This window comes from Chlamydia sp. 16-02 (assembly GCF_042235055.1).
Lineage (GTDB): Bacteria > Chlamydiota > Chlamydiia > Chlamydiales > Chlamydiaceae > Chlamydia.
Genome location: NZ_CP114172.1, coordinates 547,991 through 572,426, shown reverse-complemented (window position 1 = coordinate 572,426; position 24,436 = coordinate 547,991). Strand labels below are relative to the sequence as shown.

Here is a 24,436-nt window from a genome sequence, read left to right as displayed (position 1 = left end):
CTTTGTCAGGTTTTTGCATGTTAGAACGAGCTCAAAGAACGTTAAAGCGCGAAGTACGTTATTCAGGTGTGGGAATTCACTTTGGAAAATCGGCGACCTTAACTTTAGAACCTGCCAAAGAAAATACCGGAATAGTCTTTTGCCGTTCTGATCTTTTAGGAGAACATATCCCCGCACTGCTCCCCCATGTATGCAATACAGGTCGTAGTACCACATTATCTTCAGGGGATTCTGTTATTGCTACCGTTGAGCATCTTATGGCTGCTTTGCGTTCGAGTAATATTGACAATGTGATTGTTCGTTGTAGCGAAGAGGAAATTCCGATAGGGGATGGGAGCTCGCATGTTTTTATGCAGCTCATAGATGATGCTGGTGTTTGTATACAGAATGATAAAGTTCCCATTGCGAGACTATCTCAGCCTGTGTACTATCAAACCCAAGATACTTTTCTGGCTGCATTTCCTTGCGACGAGTTAAAGATTTCTTACACTCTACATTACCCTCAAAGTCCTACTATTGGAACGCAGTATCGTTCTTTCGTTATTACGGAAGAGTCTTTCCGAAAGGAGATCGCCCCTTGTAGAACATTTGCTCTATATAATGAGCTATGTTTTTTGATGGATAGAGGTCTGATTAGAGGAGGGTGTTTGGAAAATGCTGTGGTTTTTAAAGACGACGGTGTTATCAGCCTTGGGCAATTGCGATTTGCAGATGAGCCTGTACGGCATAAAATTTTAGATTTGATAGGGGATCTATCTTTGGTAGGCAGACCTTTTGTTGCTCATATTGTTGCTGTGGGATCAGGACATTCCTCGAACATTGCCTTGGGTAGAAAGATTTTAGAAGTGCTACAACCCTAAGAAATGAGTGATAGATGAAAGAGGCGCCTGTAATTAAATTACGAGAATTATTAAACTTACTTCCACATCGTTATCCTTTTTTGCTTGTGGATAAGGTGTTGTCTTATGATTTAGAAAAACGATCCATTGTTGCACAAAAAAATGTAACGATAAACGAGCCTTTTTTTGTAGGGCATTTCCCTGAAGCACCCATTATGCCTGGAGTGTTAATACTAGAATCTTTAGCGCAAGCAGCTGGAATTTTGCTAGGCTTGGTTTTAGAAAACGACAGAAATAAAAGGTTAGCTTTGTTTTTGGGAATACAAAAAGCGAAGTTTCGTCAGGCAGTTAGACCCGGCGACATTCTTACATTGAGCGCTGAATTTTCATTGATTTCTTCGAAGGGAGGAAAAGCTTCGGCACGAGCTTGTGTGGGTTCTCAGGTTGCTGCCGAGGGAGAATTGAGCTTTGCTCTTGTAGACAAGGAATCTTTAGATTAACGGAGACGTATGACGAACATTCACCCAACAGCAATTATCGAACCCGGGGCTAAAATCGGAAAGAATGTTGTTATTGAGCCGTATGTTGTTATTAAATCTACGGTGACCCTTTGTGATGATGTAGTTGTTAAATCCTATGCGTATATTGATGGACACACTACTATAGGCAAGGGAACAACGATATGGCCATCCGCAATGATTGGTAATAAACCCCAGGATTTAAAATATCAGGGGGAGAAAACCTATGTTACTATAGGAGAGAATTGCGAGATTCGAGAATTTGCTATTATAACCTCATCTACTTTTGAAGGAACGACAGTTTCTATAGGAAATAATTGTCTTATCATGCCCTGGGCGCATGTAGCCCATAACTGCACAATTGGAAGTTATGTGATTTTGAGTAACCACGCGCAATTAGCTGGCCATGTTACTGTAGAGGATTATGCAATTATTGGTGGAATGGTAGGTGTTCATCAATTTGTTCGTATTGGTGCGCATGCTATGGTTGGGGCTTTAAGTGGTGTCCGAAGGGATATTCCTCCGTATACTATAGGTACCGGGAATCCGTACCAATTAGGCGGAATCAATAAGGTTGGTTTACAAAGACGACAAGTCTCTTTTGATACGCGTTTAGCTTTGATTAAGGTATTTAAAAAAGTTTATCGTTCTGCAGATAGCTTTTCTGAATCTTTATTAGAAGCTCAAGAAGAATATGGCCATATTCCCGAAGTTCAAAATTTCATTCATTTTTGTCAGAATCCGAGTAAGCGTGGAATAGAACGTGGGGCTGACAAGGATGCTTTACAAGAGGAGAATGTGGAGAAGGAAGGAGCTCTTGTTGAGTCTTAAGGTTGTTTATTTCGGCACTCCACAATTTGCCGCTACAGTTTTAGAAGATTTATTACACCATGACGTTAATGTTATAGGTGTTGTTACTCGTGTGGATAAGCCTCAAAAACGTTCTTCGCAACCTATTCCTTCGCCTGTTAAAACATTGGCCTTATCTAAGAATATTCCTCTTTTGCAACCCGAAAAAGCCTCAGATCCGCAATTTATTGAACAGCTAAGAGTTTTTGAAGCTGATGTTTTTATTGTTGTTGCTTACGGGGCTATCTTACGTCAGGTAGTTTTAGATATCCCGAAATACGGTTGTTATAATTTGCACGCGGGCCTATTACCGGCATATCGCGGTGCAGCGCCTATACAGCGTTGTATTATGGATGGTGCTACGCAATCTGGAAATACTGTAATTCGCATGGATGCAGGGATGGATACCGGAGATATTGCCGGTGTGTCTTACGTTCCTGTAGGTCCCGATATGACAGCTGGAGAGCTTGCAGAGGCTTTAGCTGCTCAGGGGGGAGAAGTTCTAATAAAAACTTTACAGCAGATCTCTAATGGAACAATTTCCCATACGCCTCAAGACTCGTCTAAGGCATCGATAGCTCCTAAGCTATCCAAGGAAGAAGGGTTTGTTCTTTGGGATCGTCCTGCTGATAAAGTATATGCTCAAATACGAGGTGTTACACCGGCTCCTGGAGCCTGGACACTCTACTCTTATCAGGATAAACCAGAAAAACGTTTGGTTATTCGTAAGGCTTCTCTTTTTTTTAACAAGGGTGTTCATGGTAATCCTGGGGATATTATTGTATCAGATAATCAAGAGCTTCTTGTTGCATGTGCTGAAGGAGCTATCTGTTTACGAGAAATCCAGCCTGAGGGTAAGGGAGCAATGGATTCAAAAACTTTTTTGAATGGACGTTCTAGTCATAAATTAAAATTATCTTTTCACACAGTCAATTAACTTCAATATTAGACAAGTTAATTTAGTTTATTAAGTTGCTAATGTGTTATAATTGCAACTTAAAACGGTTATCTTTTTGCTAAAAACCTTTTAATTTTAGGGAGGTGGATATGGCATCTGCAACACCACGTGTAGCTGGCCTACTTATGGGCAGTAGAAACGTGTTTATGCAAACAGCAATGCAAGGGGCCAAGAGAGGCGACACTGGCAATTGTATTAAGCAATTTTTTACGAATGGAAATAACCATTTAGCACGCTTTGTTGGTAGTACAAAAAACCTAGATAAGGCGTTTAAATTTGCTAAATCGGTATCAGAATTTAGCTGCGGCGTTATAGAAAGTTCTGGAAATACAGGAGCTTCTCTTCAAATAGCTAAAAATGTAGCCGGTACTTTAAGCACGGCTAGATCCGTTGTAGCTTTAGCTAACGTATTGAACGGTTCAATTCCTGGATGTGTTAACTCCTCTAAGAATTGCTTTAACCATATTAAAAAATGCTTTGCTCCAGAAGCGGAATATGATCTTGGTAATGTTGAAAAAGGCTTACCTTATAACAAGATCTACCTCACTAAAAGTGACCACGCGCTGGCCGCGATTAAAGAGGGTTGTTCTGCAGTTGGTGCGGCTACTTACATCGCAACATTTGGTGTCAGCCGTCCGATACTCTTGGCGAACAAACTGGCTAATAAGCCTTTCCTTTCTTCAGAAGCCAAGGCGGGGCTGGGCAATAGTGTAACGTATCTAATGACAGCAAACCACGCTGCAGGTGTTATTGGTGGAGCTGCATCCTTGCTCTATGAAAACCGTGCCTATAAGCGTGCCTCTGAAGGATTGTTAAACGCTAGAACGGCAGAGACGATGGATCCTGAAGTTTATAATCAAGTGTCTCAACAGTTAAAAGAATCGCACTTCAAAGCTGTTAAAAAGACAATACTTGGAATTTTAGAAAAAGCATTTGAATTGATCGCGGATCTATTCAAATTAATTCCTTTCCCATTTGCTGCTCCAGTTCGATTGGCTGTGACATCGGGAGCGGTTACAATTTCCAGTGGTATTGGTCTTTACAGCGTCTGGTCCAATTCGTAAGAAAAAGATTTGTCAGTTTAAGACAATATTGCAAATCGCTTCTAGAAAACCTAGAAGCGATTTTTTTATTTATTAGCAAACTAAGATTTTATAAGAACTTTTTATCTTTCTCTCATTAAGGCGTTCCCGCTTTTTCTTATTGTAAAAATCTTCTCCCTCTGATAACCTGTCCCTTTATTTTCTTAAGGAAAAGGTTCCTTTTCTTTTTAGGGAATTCTACGAGTAAAAATGCTAAAACGACTTGCCTGGTTGTTCTCACTTGAGTGCGGACAATCATTGTATTAATGGGTAATTATATGCGATCTCAGCTTAGCTTAATGGGAAAAAAGGAAGGCATGATTCATGTCTTTGACAAAGATGGAAATCTGGTTGCGTGTTCAGTAATTAGCGTGGGTTCCAATGTTGTTACTCAAATAAAAGTTGATTCAACTGATGGTTACAATGCTGTTCAGATGGGCGCGAATGAAATCAATGTTCCAGAAAAGACATTAGAAAAACGTGTGAATAAACCTAAACTTGGCCATTTTAAGAAGTCAGGTTCTCGTGTTTTTGGTTTATTAAGAGAGGTTCGTCTTTCTGAAGATGCTATCAATGAAGTTTCTTTGGGAAGCGAATTTGGTTTAGAAGTTCTTGAAGATATCTCTTCTGTAGACATTAGCGGTGTTTCTAAGGGTAAGGGATTTCAAGGGGTTATGAAGAGATTTGGATTTCGTGGAGGTCCTAAAACTCACGGTTCTGGATTTCATCGTCATGCCGGTTCTATAGGAATGCGGTCAACTCCTGGACGGTGCTTCCCCGGAAGTAAGCGTCCTAGTCATATGGGTACTGTCAACGTAACCGTTAAGAATTTAGAAGTAGTAAAAATAGATTTAGAGAAAAAAGTATTACTAGTGAAGGGGGCAATCCCTGGTCCTAGAGGCTCTGTTGTTGTCGTAAGACGTTCTTCCAGAGCAAAAGGGTAATACAGAAGAGGTTCTAATGGTTTTATTATCAAAGTTTGATTTTTCTGGGAGTAAAATAGGAGAGGTTGAATTGCCAGATGCCTTTTTTGCTCAAGAAGGAAATGGACTTCAACTAGTGAAAGACTATCTTGTGGCTATTCGAGCTAATAAGAGACAGTGGTCCGCATGTACGAGAAATCGTTCAGAAGTTAGTCATTCTACTAAAAAGCCTTTTAGACAGAAAGGCACAGGAAATGCCCGTCAAGGGTGTTTGGCTTCTCCTCAGTTTCGTGGAGGGGGCATTGTTTTCGGTCCCAAGCCTAAGTTTGATCAACATGTTCGTATTAATAGAAAAGAAAAAAGAGCAGCGATTCGTTTGCTGTTGTCACAGAAAATTCAGACAAATCGATTGATTGTGGCTGATGACAGCGTATTCACAAGTAGTTTATTCTCTCCAAAGACAAAAGAAGCTTTAAGATTTTTAAAATCTTGTAATGTGGAGTGTCGTGGAATTCTTTTCATTGATGATTTAGATCATGCTCAAAACAATGAAGGTTTAAGATTAAGTTTGCGAAATTTATCAGCTGTACGTGGTTTTGCGTATGGAATGAATATCAATGGATACGATCTAGCCTCTGCCCACAATGTAGTGATTTCCGAAAAGGCTCTGAAAGGACTTGCCGGGCATCTTATTTCTGGAACGAAAGATTAAAAGGGAAAATTAGGACATGAAAGATCCTTATGATGTAGTCAAACGGCATTATGTAACCGAGAAGGCTAAAACTTTAGAAGGTTTGAGTCTTGGGAATGGTGAGGGCAAAAAGAAAGGTAGTTTTTGTAAGCATCCAAAATATACATTTATTGTATCTTGCGATGCCACTAAGCCTTTAATTGCTCAAGCTTTGGAATCTATTTATGCAGATAAAAAAGTAAAAGTTAAAAGTGTAAACACGATATGTGTGAAGCCTCAGCCAGCCCGAATGTTTCGTGGAAAACGAAAAGGAAAGACTGCAGGATTTAAGAAGGCAGTTGTGACCTTCTATGAAGGCCATTCTATCGGGTAATCTATTAGAGGGAAGAAAAACATGTTTAAAAAGTTTAAGCCAGTAACTCCAGGGACTAGACAGTTGGTTCTTCCGGCTTTTGATGAGCTAACTAGGCAAGGAGAGTTATCGGGGAAAAGAACTAGGAAAAGTGTGCGGCCAAATAAAAAGCTCTCATTTTTCAAAAAAAGTTCAGGTGGTCGTGATAATTTAGGTCACATTTCCTGCCGTCACCGTGGTGGAGGGGCTAAACGTCTATACCGAGTTGTCGACTTTAAGCGTAACAAAGACGGTATCGAAGCTAAGGTGGTTTCTGTTGAGTATGATCCAAACCGTTCTGCCTACATTGCTTTATTGAGTTATGCTGATGGAGAAAAGCGTTACATACTTGCTCCAAAAGGCATAAAAAGAGGAGATCAAGTTATTTCTGGAGAAGGCAGCCCTTTCAAAGTTGGCTGTTGTATGACTTTAAAAAGCATGCCTTTAGGGTCAACCGTTCATAATATTGAGATGAGACCCCACTCTGGAGGAAAATTAGTAAGATCGGCAGGTTTAGCCGCTCAGGTTATTGCTAAAACTCCAGGTTACGTTACATTAAAAATGCCTTCAGGCGAATTCCGCATGTTAAATGAAGGTTGTAGAGCTACTATCGGCGAAGTTTCTAATTCCGATCACAATTTATGTGTTGATGGTAAAGCAGGAAGAAAACGATGGAAAGGCATTCGCCCAACCGTTCGTGGTACTGCTATGAACCCTGTCGATCACCCTCATGGAGGTGGTGAAGGCCGTCATAATGGCTATATCCCTCGCACTCCTTGGGGTAAAGTCACGAAAGGATTAAAAACTCGTGACAAGCGCAAAAGCAATAAGTGGATAGTTAAAGATCGTAGGAAATAGGGATTATGAGTAGATCGTTAAGAAAGGGTCCTTTTGTTGATCACCATCTGATAAAAAAAGTACGCGCTATGAACTCGCTGGAGAAGAAATCTCCAATTAAAACTTGGTCTCGTCGTTCTATGATTACTCCTGAAATGATCGGCCACACATTTGAAGTTCATAACGGAAAAAAGTTTCTAACAGTTTTTGTTTCAGAAACTATGGTAGGACATAAGTTGGGTGAGTTTTCACCAACAAGAATATTTAAAAGTCATCCCGTGAAGAAAGGGTAAGTCAAAAGGAGACATGTCATGTTTAAAGCGACCGCCCGCTATATACGGGTTCAGCCTCGCAAGGCTCGACTAGCTGCCGGGCTTATGAGAAATTTAAGTGTTAAAGAAGCTCAGCAACAGTTGAGTTTTTCTCAGCTAAAAGCTGGAAGATGTCTGAAGAAAGTTTTAGATAGTGCTGTAGCTAACGCTGAGCTTAATGAGAATGTGAAACGCGAGCAATTAAGCGTTATCGAAGTCAGAGTAGACGCGGGTCCTGTGCATAAACGAGCTAAATCGAAAAGTCGGGGAGGACGATCCCCAATTTTAAAACGCACTAGTCACTTAACTGTTATTGTTGGTGAGAAGGAGCGGTAGGAGAAGTTATGGGTCAGAAAGGATGTCCAATCGGTTTTCGTACAGGTGTCACTAAAAAATGGCGCTCCCTATGGTATGGAAACAAACAAGAATTTGGTAAGTTTCTTATCGAAGATGTTAGAATTCGAGAACTTTTAAGAAAAAAACCTTCTTGTCAAGGGGCTGCGGGCTTTGTTGTAAGACGTATGAGCGGTAAGATTGAAGTTACAATTCAAACAGCTCGCCCAGGATTAGTTATCGGGAAAAAAGGAGCAGAAGTAGATCTTTTAAAAGAAGAGCTAAGAAAGCTTACCGGTAAAGAAGTTTGGGTAGAAATAGCAGAAATTAAACGCCCCGAGTTGAATGCCAAATTAGTCGCAGACAATATTGCTAGACAAATTGAACGTCGTGTTTCTTTTAGACGTGCCATGAAAAAGGCTATGCAATCTGTTATGGATGCCGGAGCTATTGGTGTTAAAATACAGGTGTCTGGAAGATTAGCAGGTGCTGAGATTGCCCGTTCTGAATGGTATAAAAATGGTCGTGTTCCTCTGCATACATTGAGAGCTGATATTGATTACGCCACAGCATCCGCAGAGACTACTTATGGAATTATCGGCGTAAAAGTCTGGATTAATCTTGGGGAAAAAACCTCTACTGCTAATGCTAATGCTGGCGCTGCGGCTCCAGCTGCACAATAGCTGTAAACAAGTGTGTGTGAATTATTATGTTGATGCCTAAACGAACAAAATTTCGCAAACAGCAAAAAGGTCAATTTGCAGGCCTAAGCAAGGGGGCTACTTTTGTTGACTTTGGCGAGTTTGGAATGCAGACCTTAGAAAGGGGTTGGGTAACTAGCCGACAAATAGAAGCTTGCAGGGTTGCTATCAATAGATATTTAAAACGTAAGGGAAAAGTTTGGATTCGTATTTTCCCAGATAAAAGCGTGACTAAAAAGCCTGCAGAAACTCGTATGGGTAAAGGTAAGGGTGCTCCAGATCATTGGGTGGCAGTTGTTCGTCCAGGTAGAATTCTTTTTGAAGTCGCTAACGTTTCTAGAGAAGATGCTCAGGATGCTTTAAGAAGAGCTGCAGCAAAATTAGGGATAAGAACACGTTTTGTGAAGCGGGTCGAAAGGGTATAAGTATGGCAGCAAAGAAAAAATTATTAGCTGAGCTTAGAGAGAAAAGTCGGGTTGAGCTAGAAACATTTATTCATGAAAATAAGAAAGCTCTTTTTTCTTTAAGAGCCGAAGCCGCTTTACAAAATAAAGTAGTTAAGGCGCACTTGTTCTCTTTATATAAGAAAAACATAGCTCGATCTCAGACGGTCATACAAGAAAAAGAGGGAAAAATCAATGGCTAGTGAAGCAAGAGGCCTTAGAAAAACCAAAGTTGGTGTTGTTGTCTCATCAAAAATGGATAAAACCGTGGTTGTTCGAGTGGAAAGAATATTCTCTCATCCTCAGTATGCTAAAGTTGTTAGAGACTCTAAAAAGTACTATGCGCATAATGATTTAGATGTTTCTGAAGGCGATAAAGTTAAGATTCAAGAAACGCGACCCATGTCTAAATTGAAAAGATGGCGTGTTGTTGAGTGTGTAAGTTAATTTGGTAGATTAGCAACATTGGATAGATGCAGTTATGATTCAGCAAGAAAGTCAATTAAAAGTTGCCGATAATACCGGGGCTAAAAAAGTAAAGTGTTTTAAAGTTTTAGGCGGATCTCGCAGACGTTACGCTACAGTGGGTGATATCATTGTATGTTCGGTTAGAGATGTTGAACCCGATAGCTCTATCAAAAAGGGTGACGTGGTTAAAGCTGTGATTGTTAGAACACGTCGCGATATTCTTAGAAAAGATGGTTCTTCTTTAAGATTCGATACTAATAGCTGTGTAATTATCGATGAAAAAGGAAATCCCAAAGGAACACGAATTTTTGGTCCGATAGCTCGAGAGATTCGAGATCGTGGCTTTGTGAAAATTAGTTCTTTGGCTCCTGAGGTGATTTAAGGATAAGAAAAGATATGAAAAGACATAGTGTTTGTGTTGGCGACACGGTTTATGTGCTGGCCGGGAACGACAAGGGAAAGCAAGGTAAAGTTTTATCTTGTCTTAGAGAAAAAAATAAAGTGGTCGTTGAAGGAATCAACGTGCGTACGAAAAATATCAAACGCAGTCAAGAAAATCCTAAAGGTAAAAGGATTAGTATTGAAGCTCCGATACATGTTTCTAACGTGCGTTTAAGTATAGATGGTGCTCCAGCAAAACTTTCTGTCAAAGTTACTAAAAACGGACGAGAGTTATGGAATAGATCTTCTGACGGCACTTCTAAACTATATCGTTCTGTGAAAGAGAGAAAAGGTTAATATGAGCAGGTTAAAAAAACTATATACTGAAGAGATCCGAAAGTCCCTCCAAGAAAAGTTTGGGTATGGAAATACCATGCAAATTCCTGTTCTTAAAAAAATTGTTATAAGCATGGGTCTTGCTGAAGCGGCTAAAGATAAAAATCTTTTCCAGGCTCATTTAGAAGAACTTTCTATGATTTCCGGACAAAAACCTTTGGTGACAAAGGCTAGAAACTCTATCGCGGGTTTCAAACTTCGTGAAGGACAAGGTATTGGTGCCAAAGTAACTTTGCGTGGTCAGCGTATGTACGATTTTATGGATCGTTTTTGCAATATAGTCTCTCCTAGAATTCGTGACTTTCGTGGTTTCTCGAGTAAAGGAGATGGACGCGGATGTTATTCATTGGGACTAGATGATCAGCAGATTTTCCCTGAAGTAGATTTAGATCGCGTTAAGAGAACTCAAGGGATGAATATTACTTGGGTAACTACAGCACAAACAGATGTTGAATGCACTACTCTTTTAGAGTTGATGGGTTTGCGCTTTAAGAAGGCTCAATAGGGGAGATATAAGATCAGTATGGGCATGACAAGTGATACTATAGCCGATTTATTAACACGAATTCGAAATGCTTTGAAGGCAGAGCATTTGTATGTGGATTTAGAGCACAGCAAGATGCGTGAAGCGATTGTAAAAATTCTGAAACAACATGGGTTTTTAGCTCATTATTTAGTGAAAGAAGAAAATCGCAAACGCACAATGCGTATCTTTTTACAATATAGTAATGATCGCAGGCCTGTGATACGCCAATTAAAGCGAGTTTCTAAACCTTCTAGAAGGGTTTATGTTCCTGCAGCAAAAATCCCTTATGTTTTCGGAAATATGGGTATTTCTGTTCTTTCCACATCTCAAGGGGTGTTAGATGGATCGACAGCTAGAGCTAAAAATATTGGTGGCGAACTACTCTGTTTAGTTTGGTAACAGGATAAAAGAATTTATAGGACGGTAAGGAATGTCTCGTAAAGCTCGAGACCCTATTGTGCTCCCTCAAGGAGTAGAGGTCTCCATTCAAAATAATGAAATCTTAGTAAAAGGTCCTAAGGGCTCTTTAAAACAAGTATTAGCGCCAGAAGTGGTTATCGATATCAAAGATAAGGAAGTTTTTGTTCACGCAGCTCCTGGTGTTGTTGATAGACCAAGTCGTATGCAAGGTTTGTTTTGGGCTTTAATTTCTAATATGGTTCAAGGAGTCAGCGCAGGATTCGAGAAGCGATTAGAAATGATTGGAGTTGGCTTTAGAGCTGCCGTCCAAGGATCTGTGTTAGATTTGTCTATCGGAGTATCTCATCCTACGAAAATGTCTATTCCTGCGGAGCTGCAGGTTACTGTTGAGAAGAACACCTTAATTTCAGTGAAAGGAATAAATAAGCAGCTAGTTGGAGAATTTGCTGCTAGTATCCGTGCTAAACGTCGTCCCGAGCCTTATAAAGGTAAAGGTATCCGCTATGAAAACGAATATGTTCGTCGTAAAGCTGGGAAAGCGGCAAAAACAGGTAAAAAATAGTGTAGCAAGGCAGAGTTAGGTTATGGAAAATTCGTTATTCAAGAAGTCTGAAAAGAAAGCCCGTAGGGCTTTAAGAGTGCGTAAAGTCTTAAGAGGCTCTTCTTTAAAGCCTCGTTTGTCTGTTGTGAAGACTAACAAGCATATCTATGTACAATTAATTGATGATTCTATTGGCAAAACTTTGGCTTCTGTCTCAACTATGGCGAAATCAAGTAAGGCTTCCGGATTAATTAAAAAGAATCAAGACGTTGCTAAAACGTTAGGAACCCAAATTGCCCAGATAGGGAAAAGTCTTCAGGTAGATCGAGTTGTTTTCGATCGTGGTCCTTTCAAATATCATGGAGTTATTGCCATGGTGGCTGATGGTGCTAGAGAAGGCGGATTACAGTTTTAATGAAGGTTTAAGAGATGACGTTATCAAAGAATTCTCACAAAGAAGATCAGCTAGAGGAGAAAGTTCTTGTTGTCAATCGTTGTTCAAAAGTAGTCAAGGGCGGTCGTAAATTTAGTTTTTCCGCACTTATTTTAGTGGGTGACGGTAAGGGACGATTGGGCTACGGTTTTGCCAAAGCAAATGAATTAACAGATGCTATTCGCAAAGGTGGAGAAGCTGCGAGAAAGAATTTAATTACTATTGAATCTTTGGAAGGCGATTCTATTCCTCACGAAGTTCTAGTTGATCAGGACGGAGCTCAATTGCTTTTGAAGCCCGCTAAACAAGGAACTGGAATTGTGGCGGGTTCACGTATTCGTTTGATTTTGGAAATGGCTGGAGTCAAGAATATTGTTGCCAAAAGTTTAGGCTCAAATAACCCTATGAACCAAGTAAAGGCTGCTTTTAAAGCTCTCTTGAGTCTTTCTAGCAGGAAAGACGTTTTACAAAGGAGAAGAGTGACACATGATTAAATTAGAATCATTACAAGATCCTTCACCAAGAAAAAGAAGAACAAAATTATTAGGACGCGGTCCTGGTTCAGGTCATGGTAAAACAAGTTGCCGAGGCCATAAAGGAGATGGAAGCCGTTCTGGTTATAAGCGTCGATTTGGTTATGAGGGGGGCGGAGTTCCTCTTTATAGAAGAGTTCCTACAAGAGGATTTTCTCATAAACGTTTTGATAAATGTGTAGAAGAAATTACTACTCAACGTTTGAATATTTTATTCAACGAAGGGGAAGAAATTACTTTAGATGCTTTAAAACAAAAAAGAGCTATAGATAAGCACGCAATTAGAGTAAAAGTGATTGTTAAAGGCGAATTAGAGAAAACGTTTATCTGGAAGGACACTAATGTAGTATTGTCTCAAGGAGTACGAAACCTTATTGGTGTTGCTTAAAGATAAAAATTTTCAGGCCCGATTATGACAACTTTACGACAGATATTTTCTATTACTGAGTTAAGACAAAAGTTATTTTTCACTTTTGCTTTACTTGCGGCCTGCCGAGTTGGTGTGTTCATCCCTGTGCCAGGAATTAACGGCGAACGTGCCGTAGCTTATTTTAAACAGTTGTTAGGTTCTAGTCAGAATTTATTTCAGTTGGCTGATATTTTTTCTGGGGGAGCTTTTGCACAAATGACAGTTATTGCTTTAGGTGTGGTTCCATACATTTCCGCATCTATCATAGTCCAACTTCTTTTAGTATTTATGCCCTCAATACAAAGGGAAATGCGTGAAAGTCCTGATCAAGGCAAAAGAAAAATTGGCAGATTAACTCGTTTATTTACCGTTGGCTTAGCAGTTATTCAATCGCTACTTTTTGCTAAATTTGCTTTAAAAATGAATATGTCTATTCCTGGCATTGTTCTTCCAACCTTGTTGTCTTCCAAGCTATTTGGCGCCCCCTGGATGTTCTACATGACAACAGTTATTGTTATGACAACAGGAACATTACTGCTCATGTGGATAGGTGAACAGATTTCTGATAAAGGCATTGGTAATGGCGTTAGCTTGATTATCAGTCTCGGGATTTTAGCTTCTTTTCCTTCTGTTTTAGGATCAATAGTAAGTAAGTTGAATCTTGGTTCTCAAGATCCTTCTCAACTAAGTTTGTTCTCTCTACTTTTGTTATGTTTTATTTTTGTGTTTGTTCTCGTAACAACAATATTGATTATCGAAGGTGTGAGAAAAATTCCCGTGCAATATGCACGTAGAGTAATTGGTAGGAGAGAAATCCCTGGAGGAGGATCCTATTTGCCTCTGAAGGTAAACTATGCGGGCGTTATACCTGTTATTTTCGCTTCGTCCTTGCTAATGTTCCCGGCAACTATAGGGCAATTCATGTCTTCGGATTCTTCATGGCTTAAGCGAATAGCTATGATGCTATCCCCAGGTAGCTGGGTATATTCCTCATGTTATGTTTTGCTTATAATATTTTTTACATATTTTTGGACGGCAACTCAGTTTCATCCGGAACAAATTGCTTCCGAAATGAAAAAGAATAACGCTTTTATTCCTGGAATTCGACAAGGGAAGCCTACACAAACATATTTAGAATACACCATGAACCGCGTTACTTTATTAGGAGCGGTCTTCTTAGCTGTTATTGCTATTTTACCATCTATTTTAGGGCGTGTTCTTAATGTAGATGCTAATGTGAGTTATTTTTTAGGCGGCACAGCAATGTTGATCGTCGTTGGTGTGGTTTTAGATACGATGAAACAAGTGGATGCCTTTTTGCTTATGCGTCGGTACGATAGTTTTTTAAAAAAAGATCGTTCCAAAGGAAGGCATTGAAAAATAACAATTTTTGACCTAAGATGCTTATACTACTTTAAGGGAGGCCCTACGTATGCCACGCATCATTGGAATTGATATTCCTGCGAAGAAAAAATTAAAAATAAGTCTTACATATATTTATGGGATAGGGCCAGCTCTTTCTGAAGAGATTATTGCAAAATTGCAATTGAATCCTGAAGCTAGGGCTGTTGAATTGACGGAAGAAGAAATAGGTCGCCTCAATTCTCTCCTACAATCAGAATATGTAGTTGAAGGAGACTTGCGACGTCGTGTTCAGTCAGATATTAAAAGATTGATCTCTATACACGCCTATCGTGGACAAAGACATCGTCTTTCATTGCCTGTAAGAGGACAGAGAACAAAAACAAATTCTCGAACACGTAAAGGCAAGCGTAAAACGGTCGCAGGTAAGAAGAAATAATTTTTTTAGGAGAACGTGTTTTGGTTAAACATCAAACGCAGAAAAAAGGCGTAAAAAGAAAACAGTTAAAGAATATTCCTTCAGGCGTTGTTCATGTTAAGGCTACCTTCAACAATACGATTGTGTCCATAACAGATCCTGCAGGGAATACTATCTCTTGGGCTTCAGCAGGAAAGGTTGGATATTCCGGATCTCGTAAGTCATCTGCTTTTGCTGCAACGGTGGCTGCACAAGACGCTGCAAAAAATGCTATGAATTCTGGCCTTAAAGAAGTCGAAGTATGTTTAAAAGGCACCGGAGCTGGCAGAGAATCTGCAGTTCGCGCTCTCATAGCCGCTGGTTTAGTTGTTTCTGTCATCCGTGACGAAACTCCTGTTCCTCATAATGGTTGTCGACCAAGAAAAAGGCGCAGAGTGTAGTTTTAGGGAAGGAGAAAGGGATGTCGGATAATTCACAAAATTTACTTTACGATAAATTTGAATTGCCAGAGTCAGTCAAAATGATGGCTGTAGAAGGTAGCGGAGGATCGATTGATAAGCAGGCGAATTTTGTCGCAGAACCTCTGGAAAGGGGTATGGGGCATACCTTAGGTAATGCTTTGAGAAGAGCATTGCTAATTGGTTTAGAGGCTCCTGCAATTATTTCCTTTTCTATGACCGGCGTACTTCATGAGTACATGGCAATAGATGGAATCGTAGAAGATGTAACTAACATCGTCTTAAATTTGAAAGGAGCTTTACTGAAGAAATATCCTTTCCAAGATAGTGAGGATGGTCGTTGCACTCAATTATTAAAGTCTACTATTTCTGTAGATGCTTCTGATCTGGCTGCTTGTGGTGGTCAAAGATTTGTAACATTGGCTGATTTATTGCAAGAAGGCGGGTTTGAGTCTGTTAATCCTGATCATGTGATTTTTACTGTAACACAGCCTATGCAAATTGAAATTGCTTTAAGAGTGGCTTTTGGAAGAGGGTATTCTACATCTGAGAGAATTATTCTCGAAGATAAAGGTGTGAATGAGATCATTTTAGATGCAGCCTTCTCACCTGTAGTTTTAGTTAATTATTTCGTAGAAGACACTCGTGTTGGTCAAGACACAGATTTTGATCGCTTGGTTCTGCATGTAGAAACAGATGGTCGAGTATCTCCTAAAGAAGCATTAGCTTTCTCTACACAAATTTTAAATAAGCATTTCTCTATTTTTGAAAAAATGGATGAGAAGAAAATAGTCTTTGAAGAAGCTATTTCTATTGAGAAAGAGAATAAAGACGATATTCTTCATAAATTAGTTTTAGGTATTAATGAGATTGAATTGTCTGTAAGATCTACAAACTGTTTGTCTAATGCAAATATTGAAACCATTGGTGAACTGGTAATTATGCCAGAGCCTCGTTTGCTTCAGTTCAGAAACTTTGGTAAGAAGTCTCTTTGTGAGATTAAGAATAAGTTAAAGGAAATGAAGCTCGAATTGGGAATGGATCTCAGTCAATTTGGCGTTGGTTTAGACAACGTAAAAGAAAAAATGAAGAGTTATGCCGAAAAAATTCGGTCTAAAAACGTCAAGGGATAATTAAGTATATGCAACACGCTAGAAAGAAATTTAGAGTTGGTCGTACTTCTGCGCATAATCGTTGTATGTTAGCTAACATGTTAAAATCTCTAATCCATCAAGAAAGAATAGAAACTACTTTGCCTAAGGCGAAAGAGTTGCGTCGCTGTGCGGATAAGATGATTACATTAGCTAAAAAAAATACATTAGCTGCAAGACGTTTAGCTGTTGCTAGGCTAATGGTGAGATACAATAAATTGACAAGTAAAGAAGCTCGTCAAGCTAAGGCTGGCGATCTATCGGCTTATAACGTAGATCGTACCGTAATAAACAAACTATTCGATGAATTGGGTGCTCGTTTTGTCTCTAGAAATGGCGGCTATACGCGTATTTTGAAATTACAAAATAGAGTTGGTGATAATGCACGAAAGTGTATTATAGAATTTTTAGCCAATTAGGCTATTTTTTGCGAATACTGACTACTAGGGAATAGTGATGAAAGTTGTAATTAACGGTTTTGGACGGATTGGAAGATTAGTTTTAAGACAAATTCTAAAAAGAAATTCTCCTATCGAAGTCATGGCTGTTAATGATCTTGTTCCTGGAGAGGCTTTAACGTATTTATTTAAATACGATTCTACTCACGGGCGCTTCCCAGCAGATGTATCTTATGATAACGGTTATCTTATTGTTGATGGCCGTAAAATTCAATTGTTAGATCAACGTGATGTCCAAAAGCTTCCTTGGAAAGATCTAGGTGTAGATACTATTATTGAAAGCACGGGTTTATTTACTAAAAAAGAAGATGCTGCGAAACATCTTGAATCTGGTGCGAAGCGTGTACTTATTACTGCCCCTGCAAAAGGAGATGTTCCGACATTTGTAATGGGAGTAAATGAGAATAAATTTGATCCTGAGAAGGATACCATTATCTCTAATGCTTCGTGCACTACAAACTGTCTTGCTCCTTTGGCTAAAGTATTACTAGATAATTTTGGTATTGAAGAAGGCTTGATGACCACAGTTCATGCTGCTACAGCTACTCAGAGTGTTGTAGACGGCCCGTCTAAGAAAGATTGGAGAGGTGGTAGAGGAGCTTTTCAAAATATCGTTCCTGCTTCTACTGGAGCAGCGAAAGCTGTTGCCTTATGTCTCCCAGAATTAAAGAATAAATTAACCGGAATGGCTTTTAGAGTTCCTGTTGCTGATGTTTCTGTCGTTGACCTTACTGTAAGATTGCAGAAGTCAACAACATATGAAGAGATATGTAAAGTTATTAAAAATGCTTCAGAAACGAATTTGCGTGGGATTCTAGGTTATACGGATCAAGAAGTAGTTTCTTCTGATTTTATAGGATGTGAATATTCTTCTATATTTGATGCTGGTGCAGGGATAGCGTTAACCGATCGTTTTTTCAAACTAGTTGCCTGGTATGATAATGAGATAGGGTATGCAACTCGCATAGTTGATTTATTGGAGTATGTAGCAAAGAACTCTAAATAAAAGGTTAAATTCGTGTATTTTACAAGAGATCCAGTCATTGAAACTGTAATTACGTCGAGGGAAGGATACAAGTTATCAGTTCGTAATACTAAGCATCTTTCTCAGGATCCTTTTGTTGTTGAAGCAGTTGAAGTTATTTCTTTGGGAAACACCTGTTTTTTCCGTAACTGTGATCATAGTAAACCGTTCATTGTTCCTGCAGGCGATTACGAAGTAATGGAAATTCGAGATACTAAGATCAACCTGAAAGCAGTAGGTTTAGATCGTGGTATTAAAATTGCCGGGGGCCGAGAAGCCTTAATCAAATTGCCTAAGGCTGCTCCCGTAGCTGTTGTTGAAGAAAGTTCTTCAGAGACAGTTGTTACATCTGAGTCTTCATCTTCGGAAACTTCCACTACACCAGCATCTTCTCATTCTACAACTAGAAAAGAGAAAAAAGAACGTAAAGGGGATAAGTGGAAAGAGAAGAAAAAGCAAGGACGCAAGAAAACTAATAAAGAGGTTTCTGAAGTGGCGGGATCTTCTCAAGAGATTATTGATGCTGTTACTGAGGAACTTTGGGAAGAATCCCAAGAAAGTAAATTAAGTGAGCAGAAAAAGTTTTCTCTATTACCCCCTCCTGCGAAATTAATTTCTGAGATTATCTCTCAAGCTGTTTCGGACCCTACAGTAACTTCAGCCGATTTAGATGAATCTTTACAGGCTTTAGTAACTGAAAGTTCTGAAGTGATTAATGCTTTATTATCGGGTGATCAGGCAATTATTTTTCCTGAAGAAGAAATGGAAACTGCTCCAGCTTGCGAACAGCCTTTACCATCTTCTTTCCCAACGGAAGATGAATAGGAATTCATTAAAGATTTTTGGTTGTTTTCTCTTTGAAAACCATTGATCTAGAAAGTGTCATCTGATAAAATTCCGAGTTATATTTTTGGTGTTTTTCTTAAAGTAGATACTTCCAAAAACTATAGTTCGAATCGCATCAGTTATTCAATTCATAATTGGCGGGATTCTTCATTATTGCTCAGATGGTGGAATGGTAGACACTAGGGACTTAAAATCCCTTGGGCGCAAGCCCGTGCAAGTTCGAGTCTTGTTCTGAGCAGTTTTTCCTTTTTTTTGTTTAGATCTTAACCCAGTGATTCATGTCCATTATTGAAAATAATGTGCATTAATCGATTTTTTATTTTCATTTAATTTTTTCTGAAATTCTAAAACTCGGTATCCACACTAGGAAACATCAACTTAGATTTTCTAGATTTTTTGGATGTCTTTTTCTTGGTTGTGAAATTGAGACAAGAACTCCTTCCTGTGCTATAAACCGGAAAAATCTAATTAATATCTAGAGGTATCCTTTGCGGCGGCTCTTATCGGCAATTAGGCTGCATCTAACTTCTATATGGTCTAGCAACTCCACCTGTTCTTCTTCAAATCATTACGATATATACTCGAGATCTATGCTTCTGTTGCTATGTCGATGGAAAGATGCAGATATTATGGAATGGCAATACGCATGTAATGCTTTAGCAGATGTTTGTAGTAAAATGAGTGGGCAACTTATCCCAAGTAAGTCCGAGTTATTACAAGAAGATCTTTCTCCTGAGCAAGATATCCATTTAGAATGGAAGTATCGATTTTCGGATTTAGAAAAAGAGTTTTTATCTCGTGATGAGGTTAGAAATGCTGAAATCGAAAAGTTAAAGAATGAGAATGGTTGGTTACAACATCGTCTTTCTGAAAAGTTACAGCAAACACGTCATCAAAATGATATTATTGATGAATTAAAACGGGATTTAATAGAAAGTGTTCAGCAAACAGAAATTAGTGAGGGGAGACGTCTCTGTTATGAACATAAGATTAAGATCCTCGAGGAACAGTTAGACAAGCTAACTCTATCTCGTATTCCTGAAACTGATATGTTTGAACAAGGCTCAAGAGAAAGCTTACTAAAACAGCAGGAAATAATAGATCTAAATAAAGCCATGATGAATTTAAATGAGAAAAAAGTTGATCAGGATAAGAAATATCAAGAAGAAATCGCAAGATTAAGTCTAGAGTTACAGAATTATAGACAAACCGCATATATAAATATGGAATCAGAAAAACTCCTACAGATTCAAAATGAGTTAGTTCAGAAGAAGAAGGAAGTTGCTTTACTACAAGATCTTGTTGAAGAGCAGTATTGTCAAATACAGAGGCTTAATAAGGAACTTGGATTTGAAAATGTTTTGAATGTATCGCATTTAAAACAGCTTCTAGGTAGAGATTTAGATTGTAATAGTACTGAATGTGTTCAGGAATCAAAATGTAGTGGGCTTGTAGAGTAGATCTTATATCAAGATTTCTAGTTGTAATTATATATGGCTAACATAGAATAAACACTACATACTCCGTTCGGAGAACTTTTCTTAAGTCTGGATAAGGACTCAATTATGACGCAATTGATTATGGGGATTGATCCAGGGACACTAGTTTCTGGGTATGCTATTATTCTTGTTGAACAGCGTTATAAGATACGGGCTCATAGTTATGGGGCCATTCGTTTATCGTCCAAAGATTCACTAACAGAGCGTTATAAGCAGCTTTTCCAAACATTATCTGCAGTATTAGATGATACTACTCCCGATGCTGTGGTTCTTGAAACTCAATATGTTCATAAGAATCCTCAAAGCACTATAAAATTGGGTATGGCGCGAGGTGTACTCGTCCTTTCAGCTGCTTTAAGAGATATTCCTGTTTTTGAATATGCACCAAATGTAGCTAAGAGAGCTGTTGTAGGAAAGGGAAATGCGAGTAAACAACAGGTGCAATTAATGGTTAGTAAGATTTTAAATATTCCTGACGTCTTAAATTCTAATTGTGAGGATATTGCAGACGCATTTGCATTAGCAATATGTCATGCGCATACTTCTGCTTATACTTGTTTAGGAGTTCGATAATGTACGACTATATTCGCGGAATTCTTACTTATATGAGTTCGGGAACTATTGTGATCGAATGTCAGGGACTCGGGTTTAGTATTTTTGCTTCCGATCGATGGTTGATTGAATTATCGAGTCAATTACATCGTGAAGTTGTTGTTTATACATATACAGTTGTTCGTGAAACTGAACATGTTCTTTATGGATTCAACTCTCGAGGAGAACGTGAATGTTTCCGTATGTTAATTTCATTTTCTGGGGTAGGTCCTAAGACAGGCCTAGCAATATTGAATACCTTTTCTCTTAATAAACTTTGTTCTATAGCACGTGCTGAGGATGTTAAAGCTATAGCTTCTGTTCCGGGTATAGGGAAAAAAACAGCAGAAAAACTTATGGTGGATCTCAAGCAAAAGCTTCCGGATCTGCTTCCTTTAGATTCTCAAGTAATTACTTCTTGGGAACCCGCAAAACCTTCATGTATGGATGAGGGGATACAAGCATTAGCTGCATTAGGATATCCTAAATCTTCGGCAGAGAGGATGATTGCTGAAGCTATGAGCGAACTTCCAGACAATGCCTCGTTAGCTGAAATTCTTCCTATTGCTTTAAAAAAGAACTTACAAGGATTGAACAAGAACTAGACTTTCCTAAAGATAGTGGTATAATTTCTCTCACATTCACTTCATTTTGTTTAAGGAGATTGTTATACATGGAACAAACGCTATCAATTATCAAACCTGATTCTGTTGGCAAGGCTCACATCGGTGAGATTGTTGCAATCTTTGAAAAATCAGGATTTCGTATAGCTGCTATGAAAATGATGCATTTATCAGTGAAAGAAGCTGAAGGTTTTTATGCTGTTCATAAATCGCGGCCATTTTTCCAAGAGCTTGTCGATTTCATGATTTCCGGTCCAGTTGTTGTTATGGTTCTCGAAGGTGATAATGCTGTAGTTCGCAATCGAGAAATTATGGGAGCTACAAATCCTCAAGAAGCTGCTCAGGGGACTATTCGTTCTCAGTTCGGTGAGTCTATAGGAATTAATGCGATACATGGATCTGATAGTTTAGAAAATGCAGCTATAGAAATTAACTATTTCTTCAGCAAAATCGAAATAGTTAACTCGGCTAAATAATCAAAAATATTTTTATAATAACGTTGTGGATTTTCGGTGAGGCTTTTCCAGAATATCTTTCAGATCATCTTCTGAAAGAGTCCCCCAAAGAAAAATATTACTTGCGGATGCTTTTAATTTATCGAAAAAACTTTCTTTAGTTGGGAACCATGGACGAATAGTTGTGAGAAAATCTTGGTGTAGACGTTGTTTCCTATACGATGGTTGTTTTTGGGGTATTGGTAGATAACGTTTAAGTTTTTCTATATCCATATCCCATAGAAATGTTGAATGATGTACCCAACGCGACTTTTGGATATATTGAGCATTCCCTGCGATTTTCTTCTCCCCTACAGTATAATCATTTTCATTAACAGAAAAAGCCTTGGGGAAGATAGGCGCATAGATGTCATAAGACCATTGCATCAAATCGTGAGAATTGGCCATAGGTTCGAAAGAATTCATAATCCAGGTTACGAATAAACTATTTTCATCAATAAATACTGTCCCACCACCACTGTAACGTTTAATTATAGGAACATTATCGGATCGTAGCTCAGGGATATGAAGGTCTTCGTCTGGACGTCTTGAAATACCGAGGACGACTGCTTCCGGTGCGTTAGAATTAACAATACAGATATTTTCTTTGCAGTTGCGCAGAAGAGCCTCTTCTATTTGCAACTGCTCAAAGATAGTTATTCCAGATAGATTTAAGAAAATACATTTATTGGTGAGCATGTTTTTTTACAGCAACCATCAATACTTGAATATCGGCGCAAGCGATTCCTGATATCCTTGAAGCAGACCCTATAGTCCTTGGGGTAAATTTAGCTAGTTTTTCTCTAGCCTCCAAACTTAATGAGGAAATATTTTGATAATCTATGTCATCGGGAATAGCCATATTTTCTGATTTTGATAGACTGTGAATCAAAGATTTCTGACGATCTATATACCCTGCATACTTAATTTCCATTTCTAGTGAAGCATTCAGTGTTGAGCCGAGATCACGGACGTCATCTGGGAATGTTTCCTTTAGAATATCGTAAGATACTTCTGGACGACATAAAGCTTTTGCTAGAGAAACAACAGAATTTCCGTACTTTTTGAATGTCTTACTTAAACGAAGTTTTTCTTCCTCTATAATTTGCTTTTGATTTTCAAAAATTTCGTAACGCTCTTGACTTAGGAGACCTAAGTTACGACCATAGTGAGATAAGCGTAAGCACGCATTATCCTGCCTTAAGAGTAGACGATGTTCTGCTCTTCCTGTAAACATACGATAAGGCTCATCTAGTACTTGAGTAGTGAGATCGTCTAGCATCACACCGATATAGGACTCTTGTCGTGATGGAATAAATACGGGTCTTCCAAGTACTTTATTTACTGCGTTAATGCCTGCAATAAGACCTTGAGCAGCAGCTTCTTCATATCCGGTTGTCCCATTGATTTGTCCACATAGAAATAAACCTTCTATAATTTTACTTTCTAAAGTGGGGTAGATGACATTTCCATGAACATAATCATATTCAATAGCATAAGCAGGACGGGTAATAACCGAATTTTCTAATCCCCGAACCGAACGGATCATGTTGTATTGAACATCAAAAGGCATGGATGTGGATAAACCATTAACATAAACTTCCTGAGTGTAAATTCCTTCAGGTTCTATGAAGATATGGTGACGTTCTTTATCTGCAAATTTAACAATTTTATCTTCAATAGATGGACAATATCGAGGTCCTACACCTTCAATACGTCCTCCGTACAGAGCTGAGCGCCCAATATTAGCTGCAATAATATCTTTGGTTTTCTGGGTAGTATGAGTGATATAACAAGATACCTGAGGTAGGGGAGGAACAAAAGGCTTATCCCTATGAACAAATCCTACACCCGGATCTCCGGGTTGTTCTTCTGTTACAGAAAAATCAATGGAAGAGGCTAATAGGCGGGGAGGAGTACCTGTTTTTAATCTACTAATTGGAAAACCACGCTCTTTTAGAGCTGCTGATAATCCTGTTGCTGCAGGATCCCCAAGACGTCCACCAGGGAAATTGAGATCCCCAATATGAATTAAGCCACGCATGAACGTTCCAGAAGACAGAATAACCGTCTTCCCTAGATAGACGATTCCTTCTTTTGTTGTAACACCCTGGATGATACTTTCATTGTCTAGTAAAGACTCAACCGTACCCTGCATGATATGCAAGCCGGGGATGCTCTCTAATAAGCGTTTCATATGAATATGATACATTTGCTTATCAACTTGAGCTCTTGGAGCACGAACAGCGGGACCCTTGGTCTGATTTAAGATACGAAATTGTATCCCAGACTGGTCAGTAACCTCTGCCATGATACCACCTAGGGCATCGATTTCTCGAACAATATGCCCCTTACCGATACCACCAACAGCAGGATTACAACTTAACTTAGCAATAGTATCTAAGTTTGAAGTTAAGATTAGTACGGAGGCTCCCATTTTTGCAGAACAAAATGCAGCCTCGCAACCCGCATGCCCAGCACCAACTACAATAACATCGTAATTAATTGGGTGAGTCCACATAAACTAGC

General features: G+C 38.9%; 36 protein-coding genes and 1 tRNA gene. 35 read left to right on the top strand and 2 right to left on the bottom strand.

Annotated elements, in window-relative coordinates; translation table 11 throughout:
• Positions 1-17: 17 nt before the first annotated feature.
• From lpxC to ndk, 35 genes are all read left to right on the top strand, one after another.
• Positions 18-860, top strand: coding sequence for a UDP-3-O-acyl-N-acetylglucosamine deacetylase (gene lpxC / locus O1W70_RS02480; RefSeq protein ID WP_332380749.1), 843 nt, complete (start codon positions 18-20; stop codon positions 858-860).
• Positions 861-874: 14 nt separating this feature from the next.
• On the top strand, positions 875-1,339 hold the full coding sequence (fabZ, locus tag O1W70_RS02475) for a 3-hydroxyacyl-ACP dehydratase FabZ (RefSeq protein WP_332380748.1): 465 nt from the start codon (positions 875-877) through the stop codon (positions 1,337-1,339).
• Positions 1,340-1,348: 9 nt separating this feature from the next.
• On the top strand, positions 1,349-2,188 hold the full coding sequence (lpxA, locus tag O1W70_RS02470; RefSeq protein ID WP_332380747.1) for an acyl-ACP--UDP-N-acetylglucosamine O-acyltransferase: 840 nt from the start codon (positions 1,349-1,351) through the stop codon (positions 2,186-2,188).
• Positions 2,178-3,143 carry a methionyl-tRNA formyltransferase gene (gene fmt / locus O1W70_RS02465; protein ID WP_332381160.1) on the top strand — a complete coding sequence of 322 codons (966 nt, stop codon included), beginning with the start codon at positions 2,178-2,180 and terminating at the stop codon, positions 3,141-3,143. Before lpxA ends, fmt begins: the two co-directional genes overlap by 11 nt.
• 110 nt (positions 3,144-3,253) lie before the next feature.
• Positions 3,254-4,228 (top strand): hypothetical protein, encoded by a 975-nt coding sequence (locus O1W70_RS02460; RefSeq protein ID WP_332380746.1) that lies wholly within the window; start codon positions 3,254-3,256, stop codon positions 4,226-4,228.
• Between the two features lie 296 nt (positions 4,229-4,524).
• Positions 4,525-5,190 carry a 50S ribosomal protein L3 gene (rplC, locus tag O1W70_RS02455; RefSeq protein WP_332380745.1) on the top strand — a complete coding sequence of 222 codons (666 nt, stop codon included), beginning with the start codon at positions 4,525-4,527 and terminating at the stop codon, positions 5,188-5,190.
• A gap of 16 nt (positions 5,191-5,206) precedes the next feature.
• The gene (gene rplD / locus O1W70_RS02450; RefSeq protein ID WP_332380744.1) at positions 5,207-5,881 is read left to right on the top strand and encodes a 50S ribosomal protein L4; all 675 of its coding nucleotides are present in this window, start codon (positions 5,207-5,209) and stop codon (positions 5,879-5,881) included.
• A gap of 16 nt (positions 5,882-5,897) precedes the next feature.
• A complete protein-coding gene (locus tag O1W70_RS02445) occupies positions 5,898-6,233 on the top strand; it encodes a 50S ribosomal protein L23 (RefSeq protein WP_332380743.1) in 336 nt (111 codons plus the stop codon).
• Positions 6,234-6,254: 21 nt separating this feature from the next.
• Complete coding sequence (gene rplB / locus O1W70_RS02440; RefSeq protein WP_332380742.1) at positions 6,255-7,109, top strand: 50S ribosomal protein L2; 855 nt, start codon at positions 6,255-6,257, stop codon at positions 7,107-7,109.
• A 5-nt stretch (positions 7,110-7,114) separates the two neighbouring features.
• The gene (rpsS, locus tag O1W70_RS02435) at positions 7,115-7,381 is read left to right on the top strand and encodes a 30S ribosomal protein S19 (protein WP_332380741.1); all 267 of its coding nucleotides are present in this window, start codon (positions 7,115-7,117) and stop codon (positions 7,379-7,381) included.
• Positions 7,382-7,399: 18 nt separating this feature from the next.
• Positions 7,400-7,735, top strand: coding sequence for a 50S ribosomal protein L22 (gene rplV / locus O1W70_RS02430; RefSeq protein WP_332380740.1), 336 nt, complete (start codon positions 7,400-7,402; stop codon positions 7,733-7,735).
• Positions 7,736-7,743: 8 nt separating this feature from the next.
• Positions 7,744-8,415, top strand: a complete 672-nt coding sequence (gene rpsC, locus O1W70_RS02425; RefSeq protein WP_332380739.1) for a 30S ribosomal protein S3 — start codon at positions 7,744-7,746, stop codon at positions 8,413-8,415.
• A gap of 26 nt (positions 8,416-8,441) precedes the next feature.
• Positions 8,442-8,858, top strand: a complete 417-nt coding sequence (gene rplP, locus O1W70_RS02420; RefSeq protein WP_117273791.1) for a 50S ribosomal protein L16 — start codon at positions 8,442-8,444, stop codon at positions 8,856-8,858.
• A 2-nt stretch (positions 8,859-8,860) separates the two neighbouring features.
• Positions 8,861-9,079: a 50S ribosomal protein L29 gene (rpmC, locus tag O1W70_RS02415; RefSeq protein WP_332380738.1), complete on the top strand. Its 219-nt coding sequence runs from the start codon at positions 8,861-8,863 to the stop codon at positions 9,077-9,079.
• On the top strand, positions 9,072-9,323 hold the full coding sequence (gene rpsQ / locus O1W70_RS02410; RefSeq protein WP_332380737.1) for a 30S ribosomal protein S17: 252 nt from the start codon (positions 9,072-9,074) through the stop codon (positions 9,321-9,323). Before rpmC ends, rpsQ begins: the two co-directional genes overlap by 8 nt.
• A gap of 34 nt (positions 9,324-9,357) precedes the next feature.
• A complete protein-coding gene (gene rplN, locus O1W70_RS02405) occupies positions 9,358-9,726 on the top strand; it encodes a 50S ribosomal protein L14 (protein ID WP_011006076.1) in 369 nt (122 codons plus the stop codon).
• Positions 9,727-9,740: 14 nt separating this feature from the next.
• A complete protein-coding gene (gene rplX, locus O1W70_RS02400; RefSeq protein WP_332380736.1) occupies positions 9,741-10,082 on the top strand; it encodes a 50S ribosomal protein L24 in 342 nt (113 codons plus the stop codon).
• 1 nt (position 10,083) lies between these two features.
• Positions 10,084-10,626: a 50S ribosomal protein L5 gene (gene rplE / locus O1W70_RS02395; protein WP_332380735.1), complete on the top strand. Its 543-nt coding sequence runs from the start codon at positions 10,084-10,086 to the stop codon at positions 10,624-10,626.
• A gap of 18 nt (positions 10,627-10,644) precedes the next feature.
• Positions 10,645-11,046, top strand: coding sequence for a 30S ribosomal protein S8 (gene rpsH / locus O1W70_RS02390; protein WP_213240149.1), 402 nt, complete (start codon positions 10,645-10,647; stop codon positions 11,044-11,046).
• Between the two features lie 31 nt (positions 11,047-11,077).
• The gene (rplF, locus tag O1W70_RS02385) at positions 11,078-11,629 is read left to right on the top strand and encodes a 50S ribosomal protein L6 (protein ID WP_332380734.1); all 552 of its coding nucleotides are present in this window, start codon (positions 11,078-11,080) and stop codon (positions 11,627-11,629) included.
• 22 nt (positions 11,630-11,651) lie between these two features.
• Positions 11,652-12,023 (top strand): 50S ribosomal protein L18, encoded by a 372-nt coding sequence (rplR, locus tag O1W70_RS02380; protein WP_332380733.1) that lies wholly within the window; start codon positions 11,652-11,654, stop codon positions 12,021-12,023.
• A 14-nt stretch (positions 12,024-12,037) separates the two neighbouring features.
• On the top strand, positions 12,038-12,535 hold the full coding sequence (gene rpsE, locus O1W70_RS02375; protein ID WP_332380732.1) for a 30S ribosomal protein S5: 498 nt from the start codon (positions 12,038-12,040) through the stop codon (positions 12,533-12,535).
• Complete coding sequence (rplO, locus tag O1W70_RS02370) at positions 12,528-12,962, top strand: 50S ribosomal protein L15 (RefSeq protein ID WP_332380731.1); 435 nt, start codon at positions 12,528-12,530, stop codon at positions 12,960-12,962. Before rpsE ends, rplO begins: the two co-directional genes overlap by 8 nt.
• 24 nt (positions 12,963-12,986) lie before the next feature.
• Positions 12,987-14,360: a preprotein translocase subunit SecY gene (secY, locus tag O1W70_RS02365; RefSeq protein ID WP_332380730.1), complete on the top strand. Its 1,374-nt coding sequence runs from the start codon at positions 12,987-12,989 to the stop codon at positions 14,358-14,360.
• A 55-nt stretch (positions 14,361-14,415) separates the two neighbouring features.
• Complete coding sequence (gene rpsM / locus O1W70_RS02360; protein WP_011006085.1) at positions 14,416-14,784, top strand: 30S ribosomal protein S13; 369 nt, start codon at positions 14,416-14,418, stop codon at positions 14,782-14,784.
• A 20-nt stretch (positions 14,785-14,804) separates the two neighbouring features.
• Entirely contained in the window at positions 14,805-15,203 is a 399-nt protein-coding gene (gene rpsK, locus O1W70_RS02355) for a 30S ribosomal protein S11 (protein ID WP_117273803.1), read from the top strand.
• A 20-nt stretch (positions 15,204-15,223) separates the two neighbouring features.
• Complete coding sequence (locus O1W70_RS02350) at positions 15,224-16,354, top strand: DNA-directed RNA polymerase subunit alpha (RefSeq protein WP_332380729.1); 1,131 nt, start codon at positions 15,224-15,226, stop codon at positions 16,352-16,354.
• A gap of 8 nt (positions 16,355-16,362) precedes the next feature.
• Positions 16,363-16,791: a 50S ribosomal protein L17 gene (rplQ, locus tag O1W70_RS02345; protein ID WP_332380728.1), complete on the top strand. Its 429-nt coding sequence runs from the start codon at positions 16,363-16,365 to the stop codon at positions 16,789-16,791.
• A gap of 37 nt (positions 16,792-16,828) precedes the next feature.
• Entirely contained in the window at positions 16,829-17,836 is a 1,008-nt protein-coding gene (gene gap / locus O1W70_RS02340; protein WP_332380727.1) for a type I glyceraldehyde-3-phosphate dehydrogenase, read from the top strand.
• Positions 17,837-17,848: 12 nt separating this feature from the next.
• Positions 17,849-18,679, top strand: a complete 831-nt coding sequence (grgA, locus tag O1W70_RS02335) for a GrgA family transcription factor (protein ID WP_332380726.1) — start codon at positions 17,849-17,851, stop codon at positions 18,677-18,679.
• Positions 18,680-18,855: 176 nt separating this feature from the next.
• A tRNA-Leu gene (locus O1W70_RS02330) sits at positions 18,856-18,938 on the top strand.
• A 391-nt stretch (positions 18,939-19,329) separates the two neighbouring features.
• Entirely contained in the window at positions 19,330-20,160 is an 831-nt protein-coding gene (locus tag O1W70_RS02325; protein WP_332381159.1) for a hypothetical protein, read from the top strand.
• A gap of 105 nt (positions 20,161-20,265) precedes the next feature.
• Entirely contained in the window at positions 20,266-20,772 is a 507-nt protein-coding gene (gene ruvC, locus O1W70_RS02320; RefSeq protein WP_332380725.1) for a crossover junction endodeoxyribonuclease RuvC, read from the top strand.
• A complete protein-coding gene (gene ruvA / locus O1W70_RS02315; protein WP_332380724.1) occupies positions 20,772-21,395 on the top strand; it encodes a Holliday junction branch migration protein RuvA in 624 nt (207 codons plus the stop codon). The genes ruvC and ruvA overlap by 1 nt, the downstream gene beginning before the upstream one ends.
• A gap of 68 nt (positions 21,396-21,463) precedes the next feature.
• Complete coding sequence (gene ndk, locus O1W70_RS02310) at positions 21,464-21,889, top strand: nucleoside-diphosphate kinase (RefSeq protein ID WP_332380723.1); 426 nt, start codon at positions 21,464-21,466, stop codon at positions 21,887-21,889.
• 12 nt (positions 21,890-21,901) lie between these two features.
• Here the strand turns inward: ndk and O1W70_RS02305 are convergent, their stop codons facing one another.
• Entirely contained in the window at positions 21,902-22,606 is a 705-nt protein-coding gene (locus O1W70_RS02305) for a lipoate--protein ligase family protein (RefSeq protein WP_332380722.1), read from the bottom strand.
• Positions 22,593-24,428, bottom strand: a complete 1,836-nt coding sequence (mnmG, locus tag O1W70_RS02300; RefSeq protein ID WP_332380721.1) for a tRNA uridine-5-carboxymethylaminomethyl(34) synthesis enzyme MnmG — start codon at positions 24,426-24,428, stop codon at positions 22,593-22,595. Before mnmG ends, O1W70_RS02305 begins: the two co-directional genes overlap by 14 nt.
• Positions 24,429-24,436: the final 8 nt, after the last annotated feature.